This is a genomic window from Nonlabens sp. Ci31 (assembly GCF_012974865.1).
In the GTDB taxonomy this organism is placed as follows: Bacteria; Bacteroidota; Bacteroidia; order Flavobacteriales; family Flavobacteriaceae; genus Nonlabens.
Genome location: NZ_CP043633.1, coordinates 2,702,964 through 2,720,030 on the forward strand (window position 1 = coordinate 2,702,964; position 17,067 = coordinate 2,720,030).

14 protein-coding genes are annotated in these 17,067 nt (G+C 36.9%); 9 read left to right on the plus strand and 5 right to left on the minus strand.

Annotated elements, in window-relative coordinates:
- Positions 1 to 63: 63 nt before the first annotated feature.
- The gene (locus F0365_RS11920; RefSeq protein WP_169933894.1) at positions 64 to 669 is read right to left on the minus strand and encodes a tRNA-(ms[2]io[6]A)-hydroxylase; all 606 of its coding nucleotides are present in this window, start codon (positions 667 to 669) and stop codon (positions 64 to 66) included.
- A gap of 530 nt (positions 670 to 1,199) precedes the next feature.
- On the opposite strand from F0365_RS11920, the gene mtaB reads away from it, so the two are divergent.
- From mtaB to cmk, 3 genes are all read left to right on the plus strand, one after another.
- A complete protein-coding gene (gene mtaB, locus F0365_RS11925) occupies positions 1,200 to 2,528 on the plus strand; it encodes a tRNA (N(6)-L-threonylcarbamoyladenosine(37)-C(2))-methylthiotransferase MtaB (RefSeq protein ID WP_169933895.1) in 1,329 nt (442 codons plus the stop codon).
- A 79-nt stretch (positions 2,529 to 2,607) separates the two neighbouring features.
- Complete coding sequence (gene porQ / locus F0365_RS11930) at positions 2,608 to 3,621, plus strand: type IX secretion system protein PorQ (RefSeq protein ID WP_169933896.1); 1,014 nt, start codon at positions 2,608 to 2,610, stop codon at positions 3,619 to 3,621.
- Positions 3,622 to 4,317, plus strand: a complete 696-nt coding sequence (cmk, locus tag F0365_RS11935; RefSeq protein ID WP_169933897.1) for a (d)CMP kinase — start codon at positions 3,622 to 3,624, stop codon at positions 4,315 to 4,317. It abuts the gene before it with no gap.
- Between the two features lie 1,994 nt (positions 4,318 to 6,311).
- On the opposite strand, the gene F0365_RS11940 is transcribed toward cmk, so the two are convergent.
- Positions 6,312 to 8,456 carry a VWA domain-containing protein gene (locus F0365_RS11940; RefSeq protein ID WP_169933898.1) on the minus strand — a complete coding sequence of 715 codons (2,145 nt, stop codon included), beginning with the start codon at positions 8,454 to 8,456 and terminating at the stop codon, positions 6,312 to 6,314.
- A 325-nt stretch (positions 8,457 to 8,781) separates the two neighbouring features.
- On the opposite strand from F0365_RS11940, the gene rpsA reads away from it, so the two are divergent.
- The 5 genes from rpsA (at position 8,782) to F0365_RS11965 (ending at position 13,877) form a co-directional block, all read left to right on the plus strand.
- On the plus strand, positions 8,782 to 10,635 hold the full coding sequence (gene rpsA, locus F0365_RS11945; RefSeq protein WP_169933899.1) for a 30S ribosomal protein S1: 1,854 nt from the start codon (positions 8,782 to 8,784) through the stop codon (positions 10,633 to 10,635).
- A gap of 398 nt (positions 10,636 to 11,033) precedes the next feature.
- Complete coding sequence (gene pyrR / locus F0365_RS11950; RefSeq protein WP_169933900.1) at positions 11,034 to 11,579, plus strand: bifunctional pyr operon transcriptional regulator/uracil phosphoribosyltransferase PyrR; 546 nt, start codon at positions 11,034 to 11,036, stop codon at positions 11,577 to 11,579.
- Positions 11,579 to 12,514 carry an aspartate carbamoyltransferase catalytic subunit gene (locus F0365_RS11955; protein WP_169933901.1) on the plus strand — a complete coding sequence of 312 codons (936 nt, stop codon included), beginning with the start codon at positions 11,579 to 11,581 and terminating at the stop codon, positions 12,512 to 12,514. Before pyrR ends, F0365_RS11955 begins: the two co-directional genes overlap by 1 nt.
- Complete coding sequence (locus F0365_RS11960) at positions 12,507 to 12,839, plus strand: ribonuclease Z (RefSeq protein WP_169933902.1); 333 nt, start codon at positions 12,507 to 12,509, stop codon at positions 12,837 to 12,839. The genes F0365_RS11955 and F0365_RS11960 overlap by 8 nt, the downstream gene beginning before the upstream one ends.
- A gap of 132 nt (positions 12,840 to 12,971) precedes the next feature.
- Positions 12,972 to 13,877: a ribonuclease Z gene (locus F0365_RS11965; protein ID WP_169933903.1), complete on the plus strand. Its 906-nt coding sequence runs from the start codon at positions 12,972 to 12,974 to the stop codon at positions 13,875 to 13,877.
- 93 nt (positions 13,878 to 13,970) lie between these two features.
- On the opposite strand, the gene F0365_RS11970 is transcribed toward F0365_RS11965, so the two are convergent.
- The 3 genes from F0365_RS11970 to F0365_RS11980 form a co-directional block, all read right to left on the minus strand.
- Complete coding sequence (locus tag F0365_RS11970) at positions 13,971 to 14,486, minus strand: DUF2892 domain-containing protein (protein ID WP_169933904.1); 516 nt, start codon at positions 14,484 to 14,486, stop codon at positions 13,971 to 13,973.
- A gap of 93 nt (positions 14,487 to 14,579) precedes the next feature.
- Positions 14,580 to 15,698: a GNAT family N-acetyltransferase gene (locus F0365_RS11975; RefSeq protein WP_169933905.1), complete on the minus strand. Its 1,119-nt coding sequence runs from the start codon at positions 15,696 to 15,698 to the stop codon at positions 14,580 to 14,582.
- A 3-nt stretch (positions 15,699 to 15,701) separates the two neighbouring features.
- Positions 15,702 to 16,682: a transporter gene (locus tag F0365_RS11980; RefSeq protein ID WP_240961634.1), complete on the minus strand. Its 981-nt coding sequence runs from the start codon at positions 16,680 to 16,682 to the stop codon at positions 15,702 to 15,704.
- Between the two features lie 83 nt (positions 16,683 to 16,765).
- On the opposite strand from F0365_RS11980, the gene F0365_RS11985 reads away from it, so the two are divergent.
- Positions 16,766 to 17,044: a DUF4834 family protein gene (locus F0365_RS11985; RefSeq protein ID WP_169933906.1), complete on the plus strand. Its 279-nt coding sequence runs from the start codon at positions 16,766 to 16,768 to the stop codon at positions 17,042 to 17,044.
- Positions 17,045 to 17,067 lie beyond the last annotated feature (23 nt).

Below are 17,067 nucleotides of genomic sequence, written 5' to 3' on the forward strand. Positions count from 1 at the left end.
CGCTTTTTCTTGTACGATGGTCAATAATTTTTGAAATTTCTCTTAACTCTTAACTCTTAACTCTTAATGCATTCGATCGCCACGAACCTCGAGATTAGCTAAAAAACCAGCTTCATGATCTAACCAATATTGCCATCTGGTCATCACCTTTTCTTCTTCAAAAAAGCTTTTGGCAAGCTTGAGAAACAGTTTGTAATGAGCCGCTTCAGCCACCATGAATTGATGGTAGAAATCTTTTAAATCTTGCTCTTCTAGTTGTTGAGAAAGAATTTTAAAACGCTCACAACTACGAGCTTCAATAAGCGCACAAATCAAAAGCTGATCTAAGAACAACTGATCCCGTCCGGTACCTTTTGGTTTTCCTTTCATCAATTCTTTGATGTATTGATCTGGACGCTGTATCCCAAGGGTCAAACCTCTTTTCTTTAATTCGGCCAAAACCATTCTAAAATGCCCCCATTCTTCGGTAACTATAGGAGAAAGGGCTTCCACAATTTCAGGTTTGTCAGAATGCATTTGAATAATAGAAATGATGGTACTCGCCGCTTTTTGTTCGCAAAAAGCATGATCTGTCAGGATATCCTGCATGCTCATAGCAGCAAGATCTACCCATCGTGGATCTGTAGGTAGGTTCAATCCTAAAGTTGTTTTAGAAACAATATTTTCCATAGTACAAAGGTCGTTTAGAATGTTGATTTATAACAAGAATTCTTGAAAAAATAGGCAGTAGTCAGCTTTTGTTTTTTGCGAGTTCAAAACTTTAGTAGGCATTTGATAGGTTGATCCCGAACTTTGTTTGTAATACGAGTAGGCAGGGATTAAGATTATTTGCTGGCTTTGCTCACAAAACATAAATGGCAGTTTGTTCGTTGATTTGATCTCAAGCTCATCAATGCTAGTAAGTTTGCATTGTCATTAAAGAAAACCAGTTCTAGAAAATGCAGCTGTTGTTCCCGTTCCCCAACTATAAAGGGCCGGAAATAAATGTCTTTTAATAAAGAAAAAATTTAGTATTTAAGAACGGGTAAAAGGTTTTGATGTTACCATTAGGAGGTTCATATTCTCGCTTTCGCGAAAGCGGTTACCAAAACAAATTCTCACATCATAAAAGATCAATTAATCTCGATACTCTAGTCATTAACGGATACTAGGACTCTAAACTAATACTTATCTTTGCGACTGCAAAAACTTCATAAAACATGCTTGTAGAGACAGCTGCAAAATCAGTCGCTTTTTATACTTTAGGTTGTAAACTCAATTTTAGTGAGACCAGCACTATTGCTCGTTCTTTTGAGCAAGAAGGTTTTCATAAGGTAGGCTTTGAGCAAAAAGCAGATATTTATGTGATCAATACGTGTAGCGTTACTGAAAATGCTGATAAGCGTTTTAAATCAATCGTAAAAAAAGCGCAAAAAGTAAATGACGATGCCTTTGTCATTGCGGTGGGTTGTTATGCACAACTACAACCAGAAGAACTGGCTGCTGTAGATGGAGTTGATCTAGTTTTAGGCGCGACAGAAAAATTTAAAATTACAGATTACCTGAATCAGCTGTCTAAAGAACAGCCTACTCAGGTACATTCTTGCGAGATTGATGAAGCCGATTTTTATGTAGGTTCTTATTCCATAGGAGATAGAACCAGGGCATTTTTAAAGGTTCAAGACGGCTGTGATTATAAATGTACTTATTGTACGATACCACTAGCACGTGGTATTTCCCGTAGTGATACGTTAGAAAACGTGATGGAAAACGCACGCCAGATAAGCGGTCAAGGAATCAAAGAAATTGTTCTTACTGGCGTGAATATAGGAGACTATGGAAAAGGAGAATTTGGTAATAAACGCCATGAGCATACTTTTCTAGATCTAGTTCATGCATTGGACACTGTAAAAGGAATTGAACGCTTGCGTATTTCTTCCATTGAACCTAATTTATTAAAAAACGAGACCATAGATTTTGTCTCTGGAGCCAATGCTTTTGTTCCTCATTTTCATATTCCGCTTCAAGTCGGTAATAATGAATTGCTAGGTAAAATGAAGCGCCGTTACAACCGCGAGTTATACACAGATCGTGTAAGCAAAATCAAAGAGGTCCTACCAGACTGTTGTATAGGAGTGGACGTTATCGTAGGTTTTCCAGGTGAGACAGATGATCATTTTCTCGACACTTACAATTACTTGAATGGTTTAAATATTTCTTACTTACATGTTTTTACCTATTCAGAAAGAGAAAACACACCAGCTGCCACTATGGAAAACGCTGTTCCTCTTAAGCTGCGTAAAAAGCGTTCTAAAATGTTGCGTGGTCTTTCCGTAAAGAAACGTCGTGCTTTTTATGAAAGCCAACTGGAGAAAACCAAAACTGTTCTTTGGGAAGCCGATAACAGAGAAGGTTTTATTCATGGATTTACAGAGAATTACGTAAAAGTAAAATCCTATTGGAATCCAGAGTTGGTCAACGAACTCCAACAGGTAAAATTGGTTTCTATTGATGAAGACGGGCTGGTTAGAATAGAACCAGCAGATTAACTATCAAAATCTCTACTACAAGGTAAAAATAAATTAAACTTGCACTCGTTATCTCATTAGCAGTTTTTAAAACCCTTTAATGCGTCATCTGTTTCTTCTTATTTTTTTATGTTCCGCTTTCGCGAAAGCGCAAATAGGAGGACAATCAACCTACCAATTTTTAAACTTGGTATCTGGGACAAAGCAAGCCGCTTTAGGAGGTAGGGTATTGACTGGTGTGGATTACGATCCTACTTCTGGAATCTATAATCCAGCGACCATCAATGCTAAAATGGATAATCAGTTACAAGTCAACTATGTTAACTATCTGGGTGACGTGAGTTACGGTACAGCAAGTTATGCTTACACTTGGGACCGACACGTGCAGACTTTTCACGCCGGCGTGACTTATTTGAACTATGGGAAATTTGACGGATATGATGAGCAGGGAAATTCTACTGGAGAATTTGGCGGGAATGAAGTTGCTGTTTCTATGGGGTACAGTTATAACATTCCATGGACAGATTTTTATGTAGGAGCTAACTTAAAATTGATCTCTTCTAAATTAGATATTTACACGTCTTTTGGTGGTGCGGTAGACATAGGAGTTCTTTACTACAATGAAGATAAAGCCGTAAGAGCAGCGCTTGTGGTGCGTAATTTTGGAACCCAATTCACTCCTTATAACGAGATTTATGAGGATTTGCCTTTAGAGATTGCCGTCGGATTTTCTAATACCATGAAAAATCTTCCGTTACGACTTCATGTTACCTTGGAGAATCTTCAACAGTGGAATATTGCCTTTTCAAACGATGCTAATGCACAAACTGATCTCGATGGTAATATAACCGAAGACAAACCTGGTTTTTTCAATAACGCTTTACGCCATACCGTTTTGGGATTAGAGATTTTCCCGGAGCAAATTTTTGAAGTGCGATTGGGTTATAGCTTTAGAAGGGCAGAGGAGTTGCGTATTGACAATACGAGAGCTTTTTCTGGAATCAGTGCCGGATTTTCTTTAAAAATGAACAACCTTCGATTCAGTTATACGCATGCGAGGTATACACTGGCTTCACATACGAGCCTTTTTGGTGTTAATATTAATTTACAATAGATGAGTAAAAAAATAACTATTGCCATTGATGGGCATTCCAGTACCGGTAAAAGTACCGCTGCAAAGCAACTGGCTTTGAAATTGCACTATGTTTATGTAGATACAGGAGCCATGTACAGAGCGGTCTCTTATTTCGCTTTGCGCGAAGGATTGCTGGCTCAGGGTAACCTAGACAAGCAAAAGCTCATTGAAAAACTTAAGGATATTCGCATCAGTTTTGTTTTTAATAAAGACACTAATAATGCAGATGTGCATTTGAATGGAGAAAATATTGAAAAGCAAATACGTACGCTGGAAGTAAGTAGCGTCGTAAGTAAGGTGGCCGAAATTTCTGAAGTACGTGCCAAACTCGTGGAACAACAAAAAGCGATGGGTGAGCAGAAGGCTATCGTAATGGATGGTCGCGATATAGGAAGTGTGGTTTTTCCAGATGCCGAACTCAAAGTATTTATGACCGCAGTGCCAGAGGTGCGCGCACAACGACGTTATGAAGAACTCGTAGAAAGAGGCGATGATGTTTCTCTTGAAGAGGTGCTTAAAAATGTAGTAGAAAGAGATCATATGGATTCTTCCAGGGAAGACAGTCCGCTTATACAATTACCAGAAGCAAAATTACTAGACACTTCAGAAATGACTCGAGAAGAGCAATTTGAATTATTAGTTTCTTGGGCTGAGGTGGCGATAGAAAAAGCCTGATCTATTTAGTTATTGAAAGCTTGACCAATCGTCATTCCGCTGCATAGCGTAATCTCTTGTCATTGGTCATTCCGTTGAATAACGGAATCGCTTGGAATGGTTCTCGATCCATTTTAATACCTCGATCCACAATCAAACATGCCAAGACAAATACTTGGCATGTTGGTTTCTAAAACGTCGGTTTGACCGGTAGTTGAAATCGTTTTTAGTTAAAGTAACCCCCAACTTATAATATGCTCTTGAAATTTAAATAAACAGGTAGGAAGATACTATTTTTCATAATTATTCTTAAATATACTAAAGTAACTTGGATCAATTAAAACCTCACAGATAACAATCATACTTTTTGGTTCTCGATCCATTTTAATACCTCGATCCACAATCAAACATTTTTATAGAAGGGATTTTGCTGCATAGCGTAATCTCTTGTCATTGGTCATTTCGTTGAATAACGGAATCGCTTGGAATGGTTCTCGATCCATTTTAATACCTCGAAACACAATCAAACATTTTTATAGAAGGGATTTTGCTGCATAGCGTAATCTCTTGTCATTTGTCATTCCGTTGAATAACGGAATCGCTTGGAATGGTTCTCGATCCATTTCAATACCTCGATCCACAATCAAACATTTTTATAGAAGGGATTTTGCTGCATAGCGTAATCTCTTGTCATTTGTCATTCCGTTGAATAACGGAATCGCTTGGAATGGTTCTCGATTTATTTTAATACCTCGATCCACAATCAAACATGCCAAGACAAATACTTGGCATGTTGGTTTCTAAAACGTCGGTTTGACCGGTAGTTGAAATCGTTTTTAGTTAAAGTAAACTCCAACTTATAATATGCTCGTGAAATTTAAATAAACAGGTAGGAAGATACTATTTTTCATAATTATTCTTAAATATACTAAAGTAACTTGGATCAATTAAAACCTCACAGATAACAATCATACTTTTTGGTTCTCGATCCATTTTAATACCTCGATCCACAATCAAACATTTTTATAGAAGGGATTTTGCTGCATAGCGTAATCTCTTGTCATTTGTCATTCCGTTGAATAACGGAATCGCTTGAAATGGTTCTCGATCCATTTTAATACCTCGAAACACAATCAAACATTTTTATAGAAGGGATTTTGCTGCATAGCGTAATCTCTTGTCATTTGTCATTCCGTTGAATAACGGAATCGCTTGAAATGGTTCTCGATCCATTTTAATACCTCGAACCACAATCAAACATGCCAAGACAAATACTTGGCATGTTGGTTTCTAAAACGTCGGTTTGACCGGTAGTTGAAATCGTTTTTAGTTAAAGTAAACTCCAACTTATAATATGCTCGTGAAATTTAAATAGACAAGTAGGAAGATACTATTTTTCATAATTATTCTTAAATATACTAAAGTAACTTGGATCAATTAAAACCTCACAGATAACAATCATACTTTTTGGTTCTCGATCCATTTTAATACCTCGATCCACAATCAAACATGCCAAGACAAATACTTGGCATGTTGGTTTCTAAAACGTCGGTTTGACCGGTAGTTGAAATCGTTTTTAGTTAAAGTAAACTCCAACTTATAATATGCTCGTGAAATTTAAATAAACAGGTAGGAAGATACTATTTTTCATGATTATTCTTAAATATACTAAAGTAACTTGGATCAATTAAAACCTCACAGATAACAATCATACTTTTTGGTTCTCGATCCATTTTAATACCTCGATCCACAATCAAACATGCCAAGACAAATACTTGGCATGTTGGTTTCTAAAACGTCGGTTTGACCGGTAGTTGAAATCGTTTTTAGTTAAAGTAAACTCCAACTTATAATATGCTCGTGAAATTTAAATAAACAGGTAGGAAGATACTATTTTTCATAATTATTCTTAAATATACTAAAGTAACTTGGATCAATTAAAACCTCACAGATAACAATCATACTTTTGGCTTTTCAGTGGATCATTGGTTCTCATCTGCGAGGTTTTTAAATTTTTAATATCCAGAATAGGAGAGGTTTTGAGTTTCATATTCCTTATAAGACTCTACCAGTCTAATAAATTCTGCACGATAACCGTCTTCATCTGTTCCTTTTCCTTTTTTAGCCAGTTTTATAACCGCATCTAAATCTGTGGAGTTGGTGTATTTAGAATGTCTCAACTGCATTCCGAACAATGCTACAGCAGCTGCAAATTGCATATTGTCATCGGCTTTGGTCGTTTTATTTCTTTGTACAAATTCCATTGCGATACTTTTATCGCCATCTGGTTTTTTATAACGCAACTTTACCGTAAACAACTCATCGTTAAAGTCTTTTGAAAACGAGGTGTTGGTATATTTTAAATCGGTCAGTTCTTTGAGGTGTTCACTGCTTTTACCAGTTGGCACAATTTCATAAAGAGCCGTAACGGTATGACCTATTCCTAATTCGCCAGCGTCTTTGTTGTCGTCTACAAAATCCTCGGTAGCAAGCAATCTATTCTCATAACCGATCAGTCTATAAGCCAACACATTCTTAGGATTGAATTCTACTTGTAGTTTTACATCTTTTGCTATGGTATACATACTGCCATTGAATTCTTTGCCGAAAACCTTATGAGCTTCTTGAATATTATCTATATAAGCATGGTTTCCGTTTCCTTTGTCGGCTAGTGTTTCTAATTTAGAATCTTGGTAATTTCCATAACCCATTCCCAATACCGATAAGAACACACCGCTCTTTCTTTTCTCTTCGATTAATTTTTCCATAGCGCGATCACTAGAAGCGCCAACGTTAAAATCCCCATCGGTGGCTAGAATCACACGATTATTTCCATTTTTAATAAAATGTTCTTGTGCTACTTTATACGCCAGTTCAATTCCTTCACCGCCAGCAGTAGAACCACCAGAGTTGAGCTGGTCTAAGGCTCTGATAATTGTTTCCTTATCAGCTCCTGAAGTTGGTTCTAAAACAATTCCAGCGGCACCGGCATACACCACTATAGAAACTTTGTCTTCTGCTCTTAATTGCTGTACCAATATCTTAAAAGCCGATTTAAGTAAAGGCAGTTTATTTTCTGAGGACATAGATCCAGAAACATCAATTAAGAAAGTCAAATGTGATGCAGGAAGTTTTTCACGATCGATGTCTTTACCTTGTAATCCTATTTTGACCAACTGTGTTTCTTTGTTCCAGGGTGTATTGGAGACATTGGTATGAACAGCAAATGGAAGATCAGCAGCAGGCTGTTGGTAATCATATTTGAAATAATTAATCATTTCTTCAATTTTCACCGCATCTGGTTCAACAGTCTGACCATTATTAATCATGCGGCGCACATTGCTATAAGATGCTTTATCCACATCAATGGAAAAGGTAGATAGAGGTGAAGTACCTACTTGTTCAAATTCATTTTCTTCTATGTTCTTATAGGATTCATTTTCAAAAAGATGGTTGATCTGACGCATGACTATTGCAGCTCCTTCCATCTTAACGTCACCATTAGTTTCAATCTCAATCACACCGTTTGCTCCTTTATTTCCGTACATAGAAGTTTGAGAGGCATCCTTTAAGACGTTCACACTAGAGATTTGAGCAACATTAACATTTTTCATTTCATCGCTAGACATGGGAGAGCCATTTACAATAATAAGCGGTTGTTGGGATCCATTAATGCTCCCAATACCTCTTAAGCTGTTGGTAGTATTTGCTCCGGGTTGACCTTTAGAATGACGTATATGTATTCCAGCTACTTGACCAGAAAGGGTTTGTACGATATTAGCGTTAGGTCTGGATTTTATAGTTTTTGTAGTTACCGTGCTGCTCGCCACACGACTTCTACTTTTAGAGGAGCTTCTGTAGCCTATAACGACTACTTGATCCAGACTCGTAGTGAGCTTCACATTGATAAGGGTTTGATTTTCAATTAAAATTTCTTGAGAATCATATCCAGAGTATTGAATAAGAAGCCTGTCAGTCGCTTGTGCTTCTATTATATAATTACCATCAAAATCTGTGGAGGTAGTTATATTTGTTCCTTTTACAGAAATAACGGCACCAAACAAGCCACCATTAGAATCTGTTACTTTCCCAGTGATTGTTTTTGCTTGCGATAAGCTTGCACTAGCTATAAATACGAGTAAGAGTAAAAAGTTTTTCATGATTTTGGTTTTTAAATTCATTTAAAACTACTCTCGTGTTAGAGATATAAAAAGCAGTAATGAGTCAAGCGGTCTTTTGATTTAGTGAAATGCGGTAGAGGTTGAGGGAGTTGTTGGTGGTTCCGCTTTCGCGAAAGCGATATAAAAACAAGCTTTTTCATGCAGTTAGGTGTTGGTAATGATGAAAAAAGAATGTATTTTTGCAAACCCAAATCGAGAACAAGGAATCCGGTTGGGAATCAAAACTTTATAACAATATCTTCTAGAGCAGTTCTGTTAGTTTCCACAAGTCTTTAGAATACAAATTTTAATCAGCAAACAAATTATGGCTGAAGAAACAAACAAAAAAGAACTCGTAGCTGCACAAGATGGTGCAACTGATAATCAAGTTCAAGAACAAGTAGAAGAAGCAACTGTAAGACCTACTTCTCCACAACAAGAAGACCCAACTGCATTTCTAGACACTTTTGACTGGGAACGTTACAGTGAAGGTATTGAAAAAGTGGATGAAGCTCAGTTAAAAGCATTTGAAAAATTAGTATCTGACAACTTTGTTGACACTATAGATACTGACGTTATTGAAGGTACCGTGATCAAAATTACTGATCGCGATGCTATCATTGATATCAATGCAAAGTCTGAAGGTGTTATTTCTCTTAATGAATTCCGTTACAACCAGAACCTGAAAGAAGGTGATAAGGTAGAGGTTCTTGTAGATATACGTGAAGATGCGACAGGACAATTGATCCTTTCTCACCGTAAGGCACGTCTTATCAAGGCTTGGGAACGCGTTAATAACGCACACGACACTGGCGAGATCGTAAATGGTTATGTGAAATGTCGTACTAAAGGTGGTATGATCGTAGATGTATTCGGTATCGAAGCATTTTTACCAGGTTCACAAATTGATGTGAAACCTATACGTGACTATGACCAGTATGTTGATAAAACAATGGAATTCAAGGTGGTGAAAATCAACCACGAATTTAAAAACGTTGTAGTATCTCACAAAGCGCTTATCGAGGCAGATATCGAAGAGCAGAAGAAAGAAATCATCTCTCGTCTAGAAAAAGGACAAGTACTAGAAGGTGTTGTTAAAAACATTACTTCATACGGTGTATTTGTTGATTTAGGTGGTGTTGATGGATTGGTGCACATTACTGACCTTTCTTGGTCACGTATCAATCACCCTAACGAGATTGTAGAACTAGATCAAACACTTAACGTTGTAATTCTTGACTTTGATGAAGATAAGTCCCGTATACAGTTAGGTCTTAAGCAGCTAGAGGCGCACCCATGGGAAGCACTATCTGACAAGATCAAGCCAGGAGACAAGGTAAAAGGTAAAGTAGTTGTAATCGCAGATTACGGTGCATTTGTAGAGGTAGAAGAAGGAGTTGAAGGACTTGTTCACGTATCTGAAATGTCATGGTCTACGCACTTAAGAAGTGCTGGTGACTTTGTAAAAGTAGGAGATATTATCGATGCTGAGGTACTTACAATAGATAGAGAAGATCGCAAGATGTCTCTAGGTATGAAGCAACTTCACCCAGATCCATGGACAGACATTACTACTAAGTACCCTGTTAGTTCACGTCACTCTGGAACGGTAAGAAACTTTACAAACTTCGGTGTATTTTTAGAACTTGAAGAAGGAGTAGATGGATTAATTTACATCTCTGACCTTTCATGGACTAAGAAAGTGAAGCATCCATCAGAATTCTGTGCAGTAGGAGATACACTAGAAGTAGTGGTTCTTGAACTAGACGTAGAAGGACGTAAATTATCACTTGGACACAAGCAGACAATGCCTAACCCATGGGATAAATACGAAGGTGAATTTGGTGTAGGAACAACTCACGATATTGAAATTACTGAAACTGTAGACAAAGGTGCTGTAGTGAATTTTAATGAAGATATCTCTGTGTTCATTCCAACTCGTCACTTAGAAAAAGAAGATGGTTCTAAATTGAAGAAAGGTGAGAAGGCGCAAATCCAGATCATTGAATTTAATAAAGAATTTAAGCGTGTCGTAGGTTCTCACATGATTCTTCATAAAGAAGAGGAAGCTAAGAATGTACAACAAGCAGCTGCTAAAGCTCAAGAAGATGCTAAGCCTACTATAGGTGATGCTAACTCTAAGCTTCAAGCTCTTAAAGATAGAATGGAAGGAAAGTAAGATCGCTTTTCTTTTAACTCAAAATCCCTTATCGGTTGCCGATAAGGGATTTTTTTATGCCTCAACTTTAAGGTAGCATCAATTATTAACTGGATCTATATCTACAGGTGTTAGGTACCTATTCCATAGTCAAATCAAGAAGCTGAGTATAGTTAACTAAAAGAGATGATCGGTAACCAATCTTTTTATCCTTAACAAGGATGAAGTAGGCAGCAGCATTGCTGCCTAAATTTAAAAATTAAAGCCTGGTTACAGCAAGCAACAAAACCATTAAGGTTCTAAAATCATTTTTTAATTTCATTAATTAAAATTCAAACTTTAATCACAGACCAAAATACTTATCTTTGCTTTAAGGAATGGTGATGTTACCATTACATTTTTGAAATTAAATTGGTTTCATGAGTCAAAAATTACTTCTCGACGCCGCAGCTCTGGATATTATACTTCATAGGCTAGCTTGCCAATTAATTGAAAATCACGATACATTTGAAAACACGGCACTAGTTGGTCTGCAACCTAGAGGAGGTTTTTTATTAAATCGACTAGCAGAGATCTTAACGACCAACTATAAGATCAAGGATCTAAAAACGGGATTACTAGATATTACCTTTTATAGGGATGACTTTAGAAGGAGTGATGAGCCACTTAAAGCAAACTCTACCGAAATTAACTTCTTAGTAGAAAATAAAAAAGTAGTTATCGTAGACGATGTGTTGTATACTGGAAGAAGTATACGAGCAGCACTCACGGCACTGCAATCTTTCGGTAGACCAAATACTATAGAGTTGCTCACACTTATTGACAGAAGATTTTCCAGACACTTGCCCATACAGCCAGATTATAACGGACGTCAAGTAGATGCGATTAATAATCAAAAAGTAAAAGTACTCTGGAAAGAAAACGGAGGAGAAGATGCCGTTTACTTGATAAAAAATGAAGACTAATGAGTGAATTAAGTGTCGATAATTTATTAGGTATCAAATACCTCAGCCTAGCAGACATTAACCTGATTCATAAAACTGCAGACCAGTTTAAAGAAGTCATCAATAGACCTATTAAAAAAGTACCTTCCTTAAGGGATATCACGATTGCAAACCTCTTCTTTGAGAATTCTACTAGAACAAAACTCTCTTTTGAACTGGCAGAAAAACGCCTCAGTGCAGATGTTATTAATTTTAGCGCTGCTCAAAGTTCTGTAAAGAAAGGGGAGACGCTGGTAGATACGGTAAATAATATTCTTGCCATGAAAGTGGATATCGTAGTGATGCGACATCCTAATCCTGGAGCCGGAGTGTTTTTATCTAAACATGTAGACGCGCGAATAGTTAACGCTGGTGATGGTGCTCATGAGCATCCCACACAAGCCTTATTAGACAGTTATTCTATCAGAGAAAAGCTAGGAAGTCTTCAAGGTAAAAAAGTGGTCATCGTAGGTGATATTTTACACAGCCGTGTGGCGCTTTCTAATATCTACTGTTTAAAAAAATTAGGAGCCGAAGTAATGGTTTGTGGCCCTGCCACTTTATTACCTAAGCATATAGAATCCCTAGGTGTAAAAGTAGAGCTGAATCTTAAAAAAGCACTGGAATGGTGCGATGTGGCAAATATGCTGCGTGTGCAGAATGAACGTATGGATATTTCTTATTTCCCAAGCGTTAGAGAATACGTACAGCAATATGGTGTGAATAGAGAATTACTCGATAGTCTAAAAAAAGATATTGTTATTATGCATCCAGGGCCTATTAATAGAGGAGTAGAAATTACAAGCGACGTAGCAGATTCTGATCAGGCGATCATCTTGAACCAGGTAGAAAATGGCGTTGCAATTAGAATGGCAGTCCTGTACCTGGTTGCTGCAAAAATTAGAAGAAATGATTAGTAAAGAATACGATAACTACACACTTTTACAAGACGAGCGAGATGCTATTAAAGATTTTGCCTCATTTTTAGATCGTATATACGATCAGTTTAAAGGAAAAAATCTTATCATAGACTTGTTGAAGTATGATAAAGTTACTTTAATGGATTTGATTTCCTTTCTAGAGTTGAGTAACAAACACAGAGCTACAAAGCAGTCTTTTGTAATGGTCAACACGGCATTATCTATGGATGAGATTCCTGATGAATTATTAATTGTACCGACCATACAAGAGGCACAGGATGTGATAGGGATGGAAGAAATAGAACGCGACTTAGGATTTTAACTGGACGTCATGCCGCTGCATAGCGGTATCGCTTAGAACTATCGCAAACTATAAATTTCCACAGAGCAACTGAAAACTGTAACTGAATACTGTGACTAAAGCACTACTTTTATAGTCCAAAAACAATTTCATTTGAAACTAACCATACTTGGTTGCCATAGTGCCACACCGCGAGATAACGCTCGTCCAACAGCCCAGATATTAGAAATGAAAGGACATCTCTTTCTCATTGATTGTGGAGAAGGAACCCAAATGGCATTGCGTAAAAACCGCATCAAGTTTTCTCGCATCAAGCATATTTTTATCTCACACCTTCATGGTGACCATGTTTATGGATTGATAGGCTTGATCTCTACTTTTTGCCTGTTAAGTCGGGAGTCTGAGTTGACCATCTATGGACCTAAGGGGATCAAAGAATTGATTTTGTTGCAATTAAAATTAGCTAAGGTATATACATCTTATGACTTACGCTTTCGCGAAAGCGTAGAAAACATCCCACAACTCTTACTAGAGGACGATTCTTTAACGGTAACAACTATTCCATTAGAGCATCGAGTTTTTACACACGGTTTTCTATTTCAAGAAAAGCCTGGCGACCAACGCTTAGATATAGTCGCTTGTGAAGAATATGGAATCGATCATGCTTATTATCGTAAAATCAAACAAGGTCATGACTTTGCACTTGATAATGGCGAGGTAATTCCTAATGATGATTTGACAATGGATGGCGGTTCCCCTAAGAGTTATGCTTTTTGCAGTGATACGGTCTATAAAAAAGATATGATACCGCAAATTACTGGTGTGACCGCATTGTATCATGAAAGTACCTTTTTAAAATCACACGAGCACCTTTGTGAAAAAACCAAACACAGCACTGCAGCCCAAGCCGCTACTGTAGCTTTGAAAGCTAAAGTAGGTACGCTTATACTAGGACATTATTCTTCTCGCTACGGGGATTATGAATTGTTTAGAACAGAAGCAAAAGAGATTTTTGATAATACAGAACTGGCGCTGGATGGAAAGGTGTTTGAGTTTTAAATAGCATTATATACGGTATAACAAAGCCCCATCGCGAGAAGGGGCTTTGTTATAAATTCATATTGTGAAATAAAATCTTGTGTTTCTGAAAAACTAGATTTTTTTCATTTGATCTTTCATCATTTTGATCTGATCTTTTAGCATGCCGTGTTTGTCTAATTTTTTAGCTTCGCTCAACAGCATAGTAGCTTCACGTTTGCGTCTTTTCATCATAGAAATACCTGCGAGGTTGAGCTTTGTTACCGCAATGTCTTGATCCATGCTTAGTCCCAAAGAGAGCGCTTTCTTAAAGTACTTTTCTGCCTTGGTCATGTTTTCCTGTGAGATCATCAAACCGTGTAAGTAGTTGTAATAGCCTTGTTGTTTCTTAACTAGAGCGCTTTCTGGATGAGAGATTTTGTCCAGCCACTTTTTGGCCCCAGGAAAATCTTGTTTTCTCAATCGTAGAAAAGCAAGTAAGATCATTTCATTTTTGAAATAAAGAAAAATGAATATTCCAGAAAAGAGAATTAAGAAAATTCCCGTAAGAATCTCGTTTTTAGTAAATTGATATATGGCATAGGCTACAATTAAAGCAGTAATGACCAATTTGATGTTTTTGTTAAACATTATAAGGTGTGTTTTAAAGTTTGCAAAGATAAGGATTTAGACGTTCTTTGTTTCCTGTCTACATCTCCGTTTTTAGTCGATTTTAAAGCTTGATTAAATATCCTTACGATAGGTTCTCCTTCTTTTGTGCAAGGTAGGGTCGTAGTTTTTCCAGGATGCTTGTACCGCTAGGTTATCTTCTAGTTCAGGATTTGTTTCACACTTAGTAATTCCATAATTCATGAAATTGACGATGATGTTTCTAAACATCATTGCAGTAACCCCTTTACCTTGATATTCAGGGTCGATACCTATCAAATAAAAGGCCGCCTCGTTGTTTTTTTTCTTTGCTTTTAATAGGTGTAGAAAGCCAAAAGGAAATAACTTTCCATTCGCTTTTTGTAAAGCTTTAGAAAAGGAAGGCATCGTAATCGCAAAACCCACTAGCTTATTTTCTTGGTCTACCACCAATTCAATAAAGTCAGGATTGATAAATGGAAGATATTTTTCCTTGTATAGTTCTATTTGATATTGTTGTATAGGTACATAAGTAACTAGATTGCTGTATGTTTTGTTTAATAAATCAAACATAGCATCTACATAAGGCAGGATTTCCTTTGTAGAGGTAAATTGAAGCGTTCTCAACGTATAGCGCTTGGAGATAATATCTGCAAACCTATTGATTTTATCAGGAATAGGATTTGGTGGTTGAAATTTGAATTCAACCCATTCTGCAGCTTTTACATAACCTAACTGTTCTAGATGTTCCATGTAATACGGGTAATTGTACCAAGTGATCATCGTACTCACTTCATCAAAGCCTTTTATGAGTAGTCCCGCTTTATCCATATTAGAAAAGCCCACAGGTCCTTCCATGAACTCTAAATGTTGTTTTTTTCCTACATTTTGAACTTCAGCGAGTAATGCTCTGGTCACCTCTATATCATCAATCATATCCAGCCAGCCAAAACGCATTTTAGGTTTTTTCTGGTCTTTAATTTCAATATGATTGATCAATGCTGCGACACGTCCTACTATCTGATTTCCCTTGTAAGCAAGAAACATCCAGCAATCTGCATTTTTGAAGACCTGATTTTTATTTGGATCAAATACCGCCAGTTCATCTTTAATGATAGGTGGTACAAAGAACTTATTGTCTTTGTAAAGGTCCATTTGAAACTGGACAAATTTTTTGATGTCCTTTTTGGACTCAATTTTACGTACTTCAATCATATGTTATATGCCGCCTCCTTCTCCTTCAAGATTGAGTTTATTTTTCTTTTTTTTCTTTTTTTCTTTTTTACCATCAGCTTCTGGGTCACTTGTCTGCTGTATAGGAGTATCTTTATGAAAATCTAATCGGTACGACATTCCTACATTTACTTGAAAGACGGTGGGGGTATCTTTAAAATTTAAAGTAATACTCGTATCTACCTGCCAATCTTTTGTAACCAAATAAGTCACACCACCGCGACCTAAATCATCACTATAAAAATCAGATTTTAGTCCTTGATACTCTGCAAATATCGCCCATTTATTATTCAAACTATGTGTCATGGTTAATAACCATTGATAAGAGGGAAAATCAGTAGCTATACGATCTGCGACAAAGTTGGTCACAAACACCCAGCGTCCCCAGTTGTTTTGAGTTATTAACTCCAATCGAGGAGATATAGAGGCATCGTCTGGTGGTGTTAGTAAATTGTTCTCGCTAAAATCAAAATTAGCACCCGCATAAACAGATACAGCAGGAATAAGGTCTCTCCAGTCCAACCTGTTATTTGCTTTCCAACTTAATAAGTTCACCTTTTTCTCGCCAAAAAACTGATAAGGATCAAAGACCAGATACTTGCCACCTACTGTAAATCTTGAAAAATTAGAAAAGGAGGTATCAGTAGATACGGTACCGTTAAAATCCGTTTGATTGATACTGTTGTAGGTGCCAAAAATGGAAAATTCTAATTTTTCAGTAATAGCACCGTAACGCAGTTGGAAACTAGTACCTAAGTAATCGCGCTCATATCTTTGCAGAAGATGCTCCTCGGCACGATAAAAAAGCGACCCTTCTATTTGTGCCACTCCTTTCCCTACGGCAAAAGCACCTTGAGATCTTCCGGGATTATTAGTGTTGATAGTTTCTGTATATTGTGCCTGCGCAATTTGAATGGTAACAAACAGCAACAAAAACAGTCTTATACCTTGAATGGAGTAGTTCATATCTCTTTATTCTAGTTCAAATTTAATATTTCTTATAGAGTAACGTAGGTTACACTTATTATTTTTACACAAAACTTTATAAATTGGAATTTTTACAAACATTATTAATCATTTTACTTGTGCTTGTAGGTACAAGATTATTATGGAAAGCATTTGGAAAGACCTTTATCAAGTGGTTAGGAATGAAAGCCTTACAACGTGTTCAAAAGAGTTTTGAAAAACGAGCTGGCTTTCAAGAAGGACAAAGTCCTTTCCAAAATGGAGGCAGAGGGCAATCAACCAGTGCCAAATCTTCGGCACCGTTGAAATCAAATGAAAAGAAAAAGGTAGGTGAGTACATCGACTTTGAGGAAATTGATTAATTTCCCTCTTTCATTTATTTAAG

What these genes read in the sequence shown, in the direction of transcription:
- mtaB (WP_169933895.1), top strand. Translation starts at nt 1,200, where the DNA reads ATGCTTGTAGAGACAGCTGCAAAATCAGTCGCTTTTTATACTTTAGGT.
- F0365_RS11920 (WP_169933894.1), bottom strand. Translation starts at nt 669, where the DNA reads ATGGAAAATATTGTTTCTAAAACAACTTTAGGATTGAACCTACCTACA.
- F0365_RS11955 (WP_169933901.1), top strand. Translation starts at nt 11,579, where the DNA reads ATGAGTGAATTAAGTGTCGATAATTTATTAGGTATCAAATACCTCAGC.
- F0365_RS11960 (WP_169933902.1), top strand. Translation starts at nt 12,507, where the DNA reads ATGATTAGTAAAGAATACGATAACTACACACTTTTACAAGACGAGCGA.
- pyrR (WP_169933900.1), top strand. Translation starts at nt 11,034, where the DNA reads ATGAGTCAAAAATTACTTCTCGACGCCGCAGCTCTGGATATTATACTT.
- F0365_RS11980 (WP_240961634.1), bottom strand. Translation starts at nt 16,682, where the DNA reads ATGAACTACTCCATTCAAGGTATAAGACTGTTTTTGTTGCTGTTTGTT.
- F0365_RS11975 (WP_169933905.1), bottom strand. Translation starts at nt 15,698, where the DNA reads ATGATTGAAGTACGTAAAATTGAGTCCAAAAAGGACATCAAAAAATTT.
- F0365_RS11970 (WP_169933904.1), bottom strand. Translation starts at nt 14,486, where the DNA reads ATGTTTAACAAAAACATCAAATTGGTCATTACTGCTTTAATTGTAGCC.
- F0365_RS11940 (WP_169933898.1), bottom strand. Translation starts at nt 8,456, where the DNA reads ATGAAAAACTTTTTACTCTTACTCGTATTTATAGCTAGTGCAAGCTTA.
- cmk (WP_169933897.1), top strand. Translation starts at nt 3,622, where the DNA reads ATGAGTAAAAAAATAACTATTGCCATTGATGGGCATTCCAGTACCGGT.
- rpsA (WP_169933899.1), top strand. Translation starts at nt 8,782, where the DNA reads ATGGCTGAAGAAACAAACAAAAAAGAACTCGTAGCTGCACAAGATGGT.
- porQ (WP_169933896.1), top strand. Translation starts at nt 2,608, where the DNA reads ATGCGTCATCTGTTTCTTCTTATTTTTTTATGTTCCGCTTTCGCGAAA.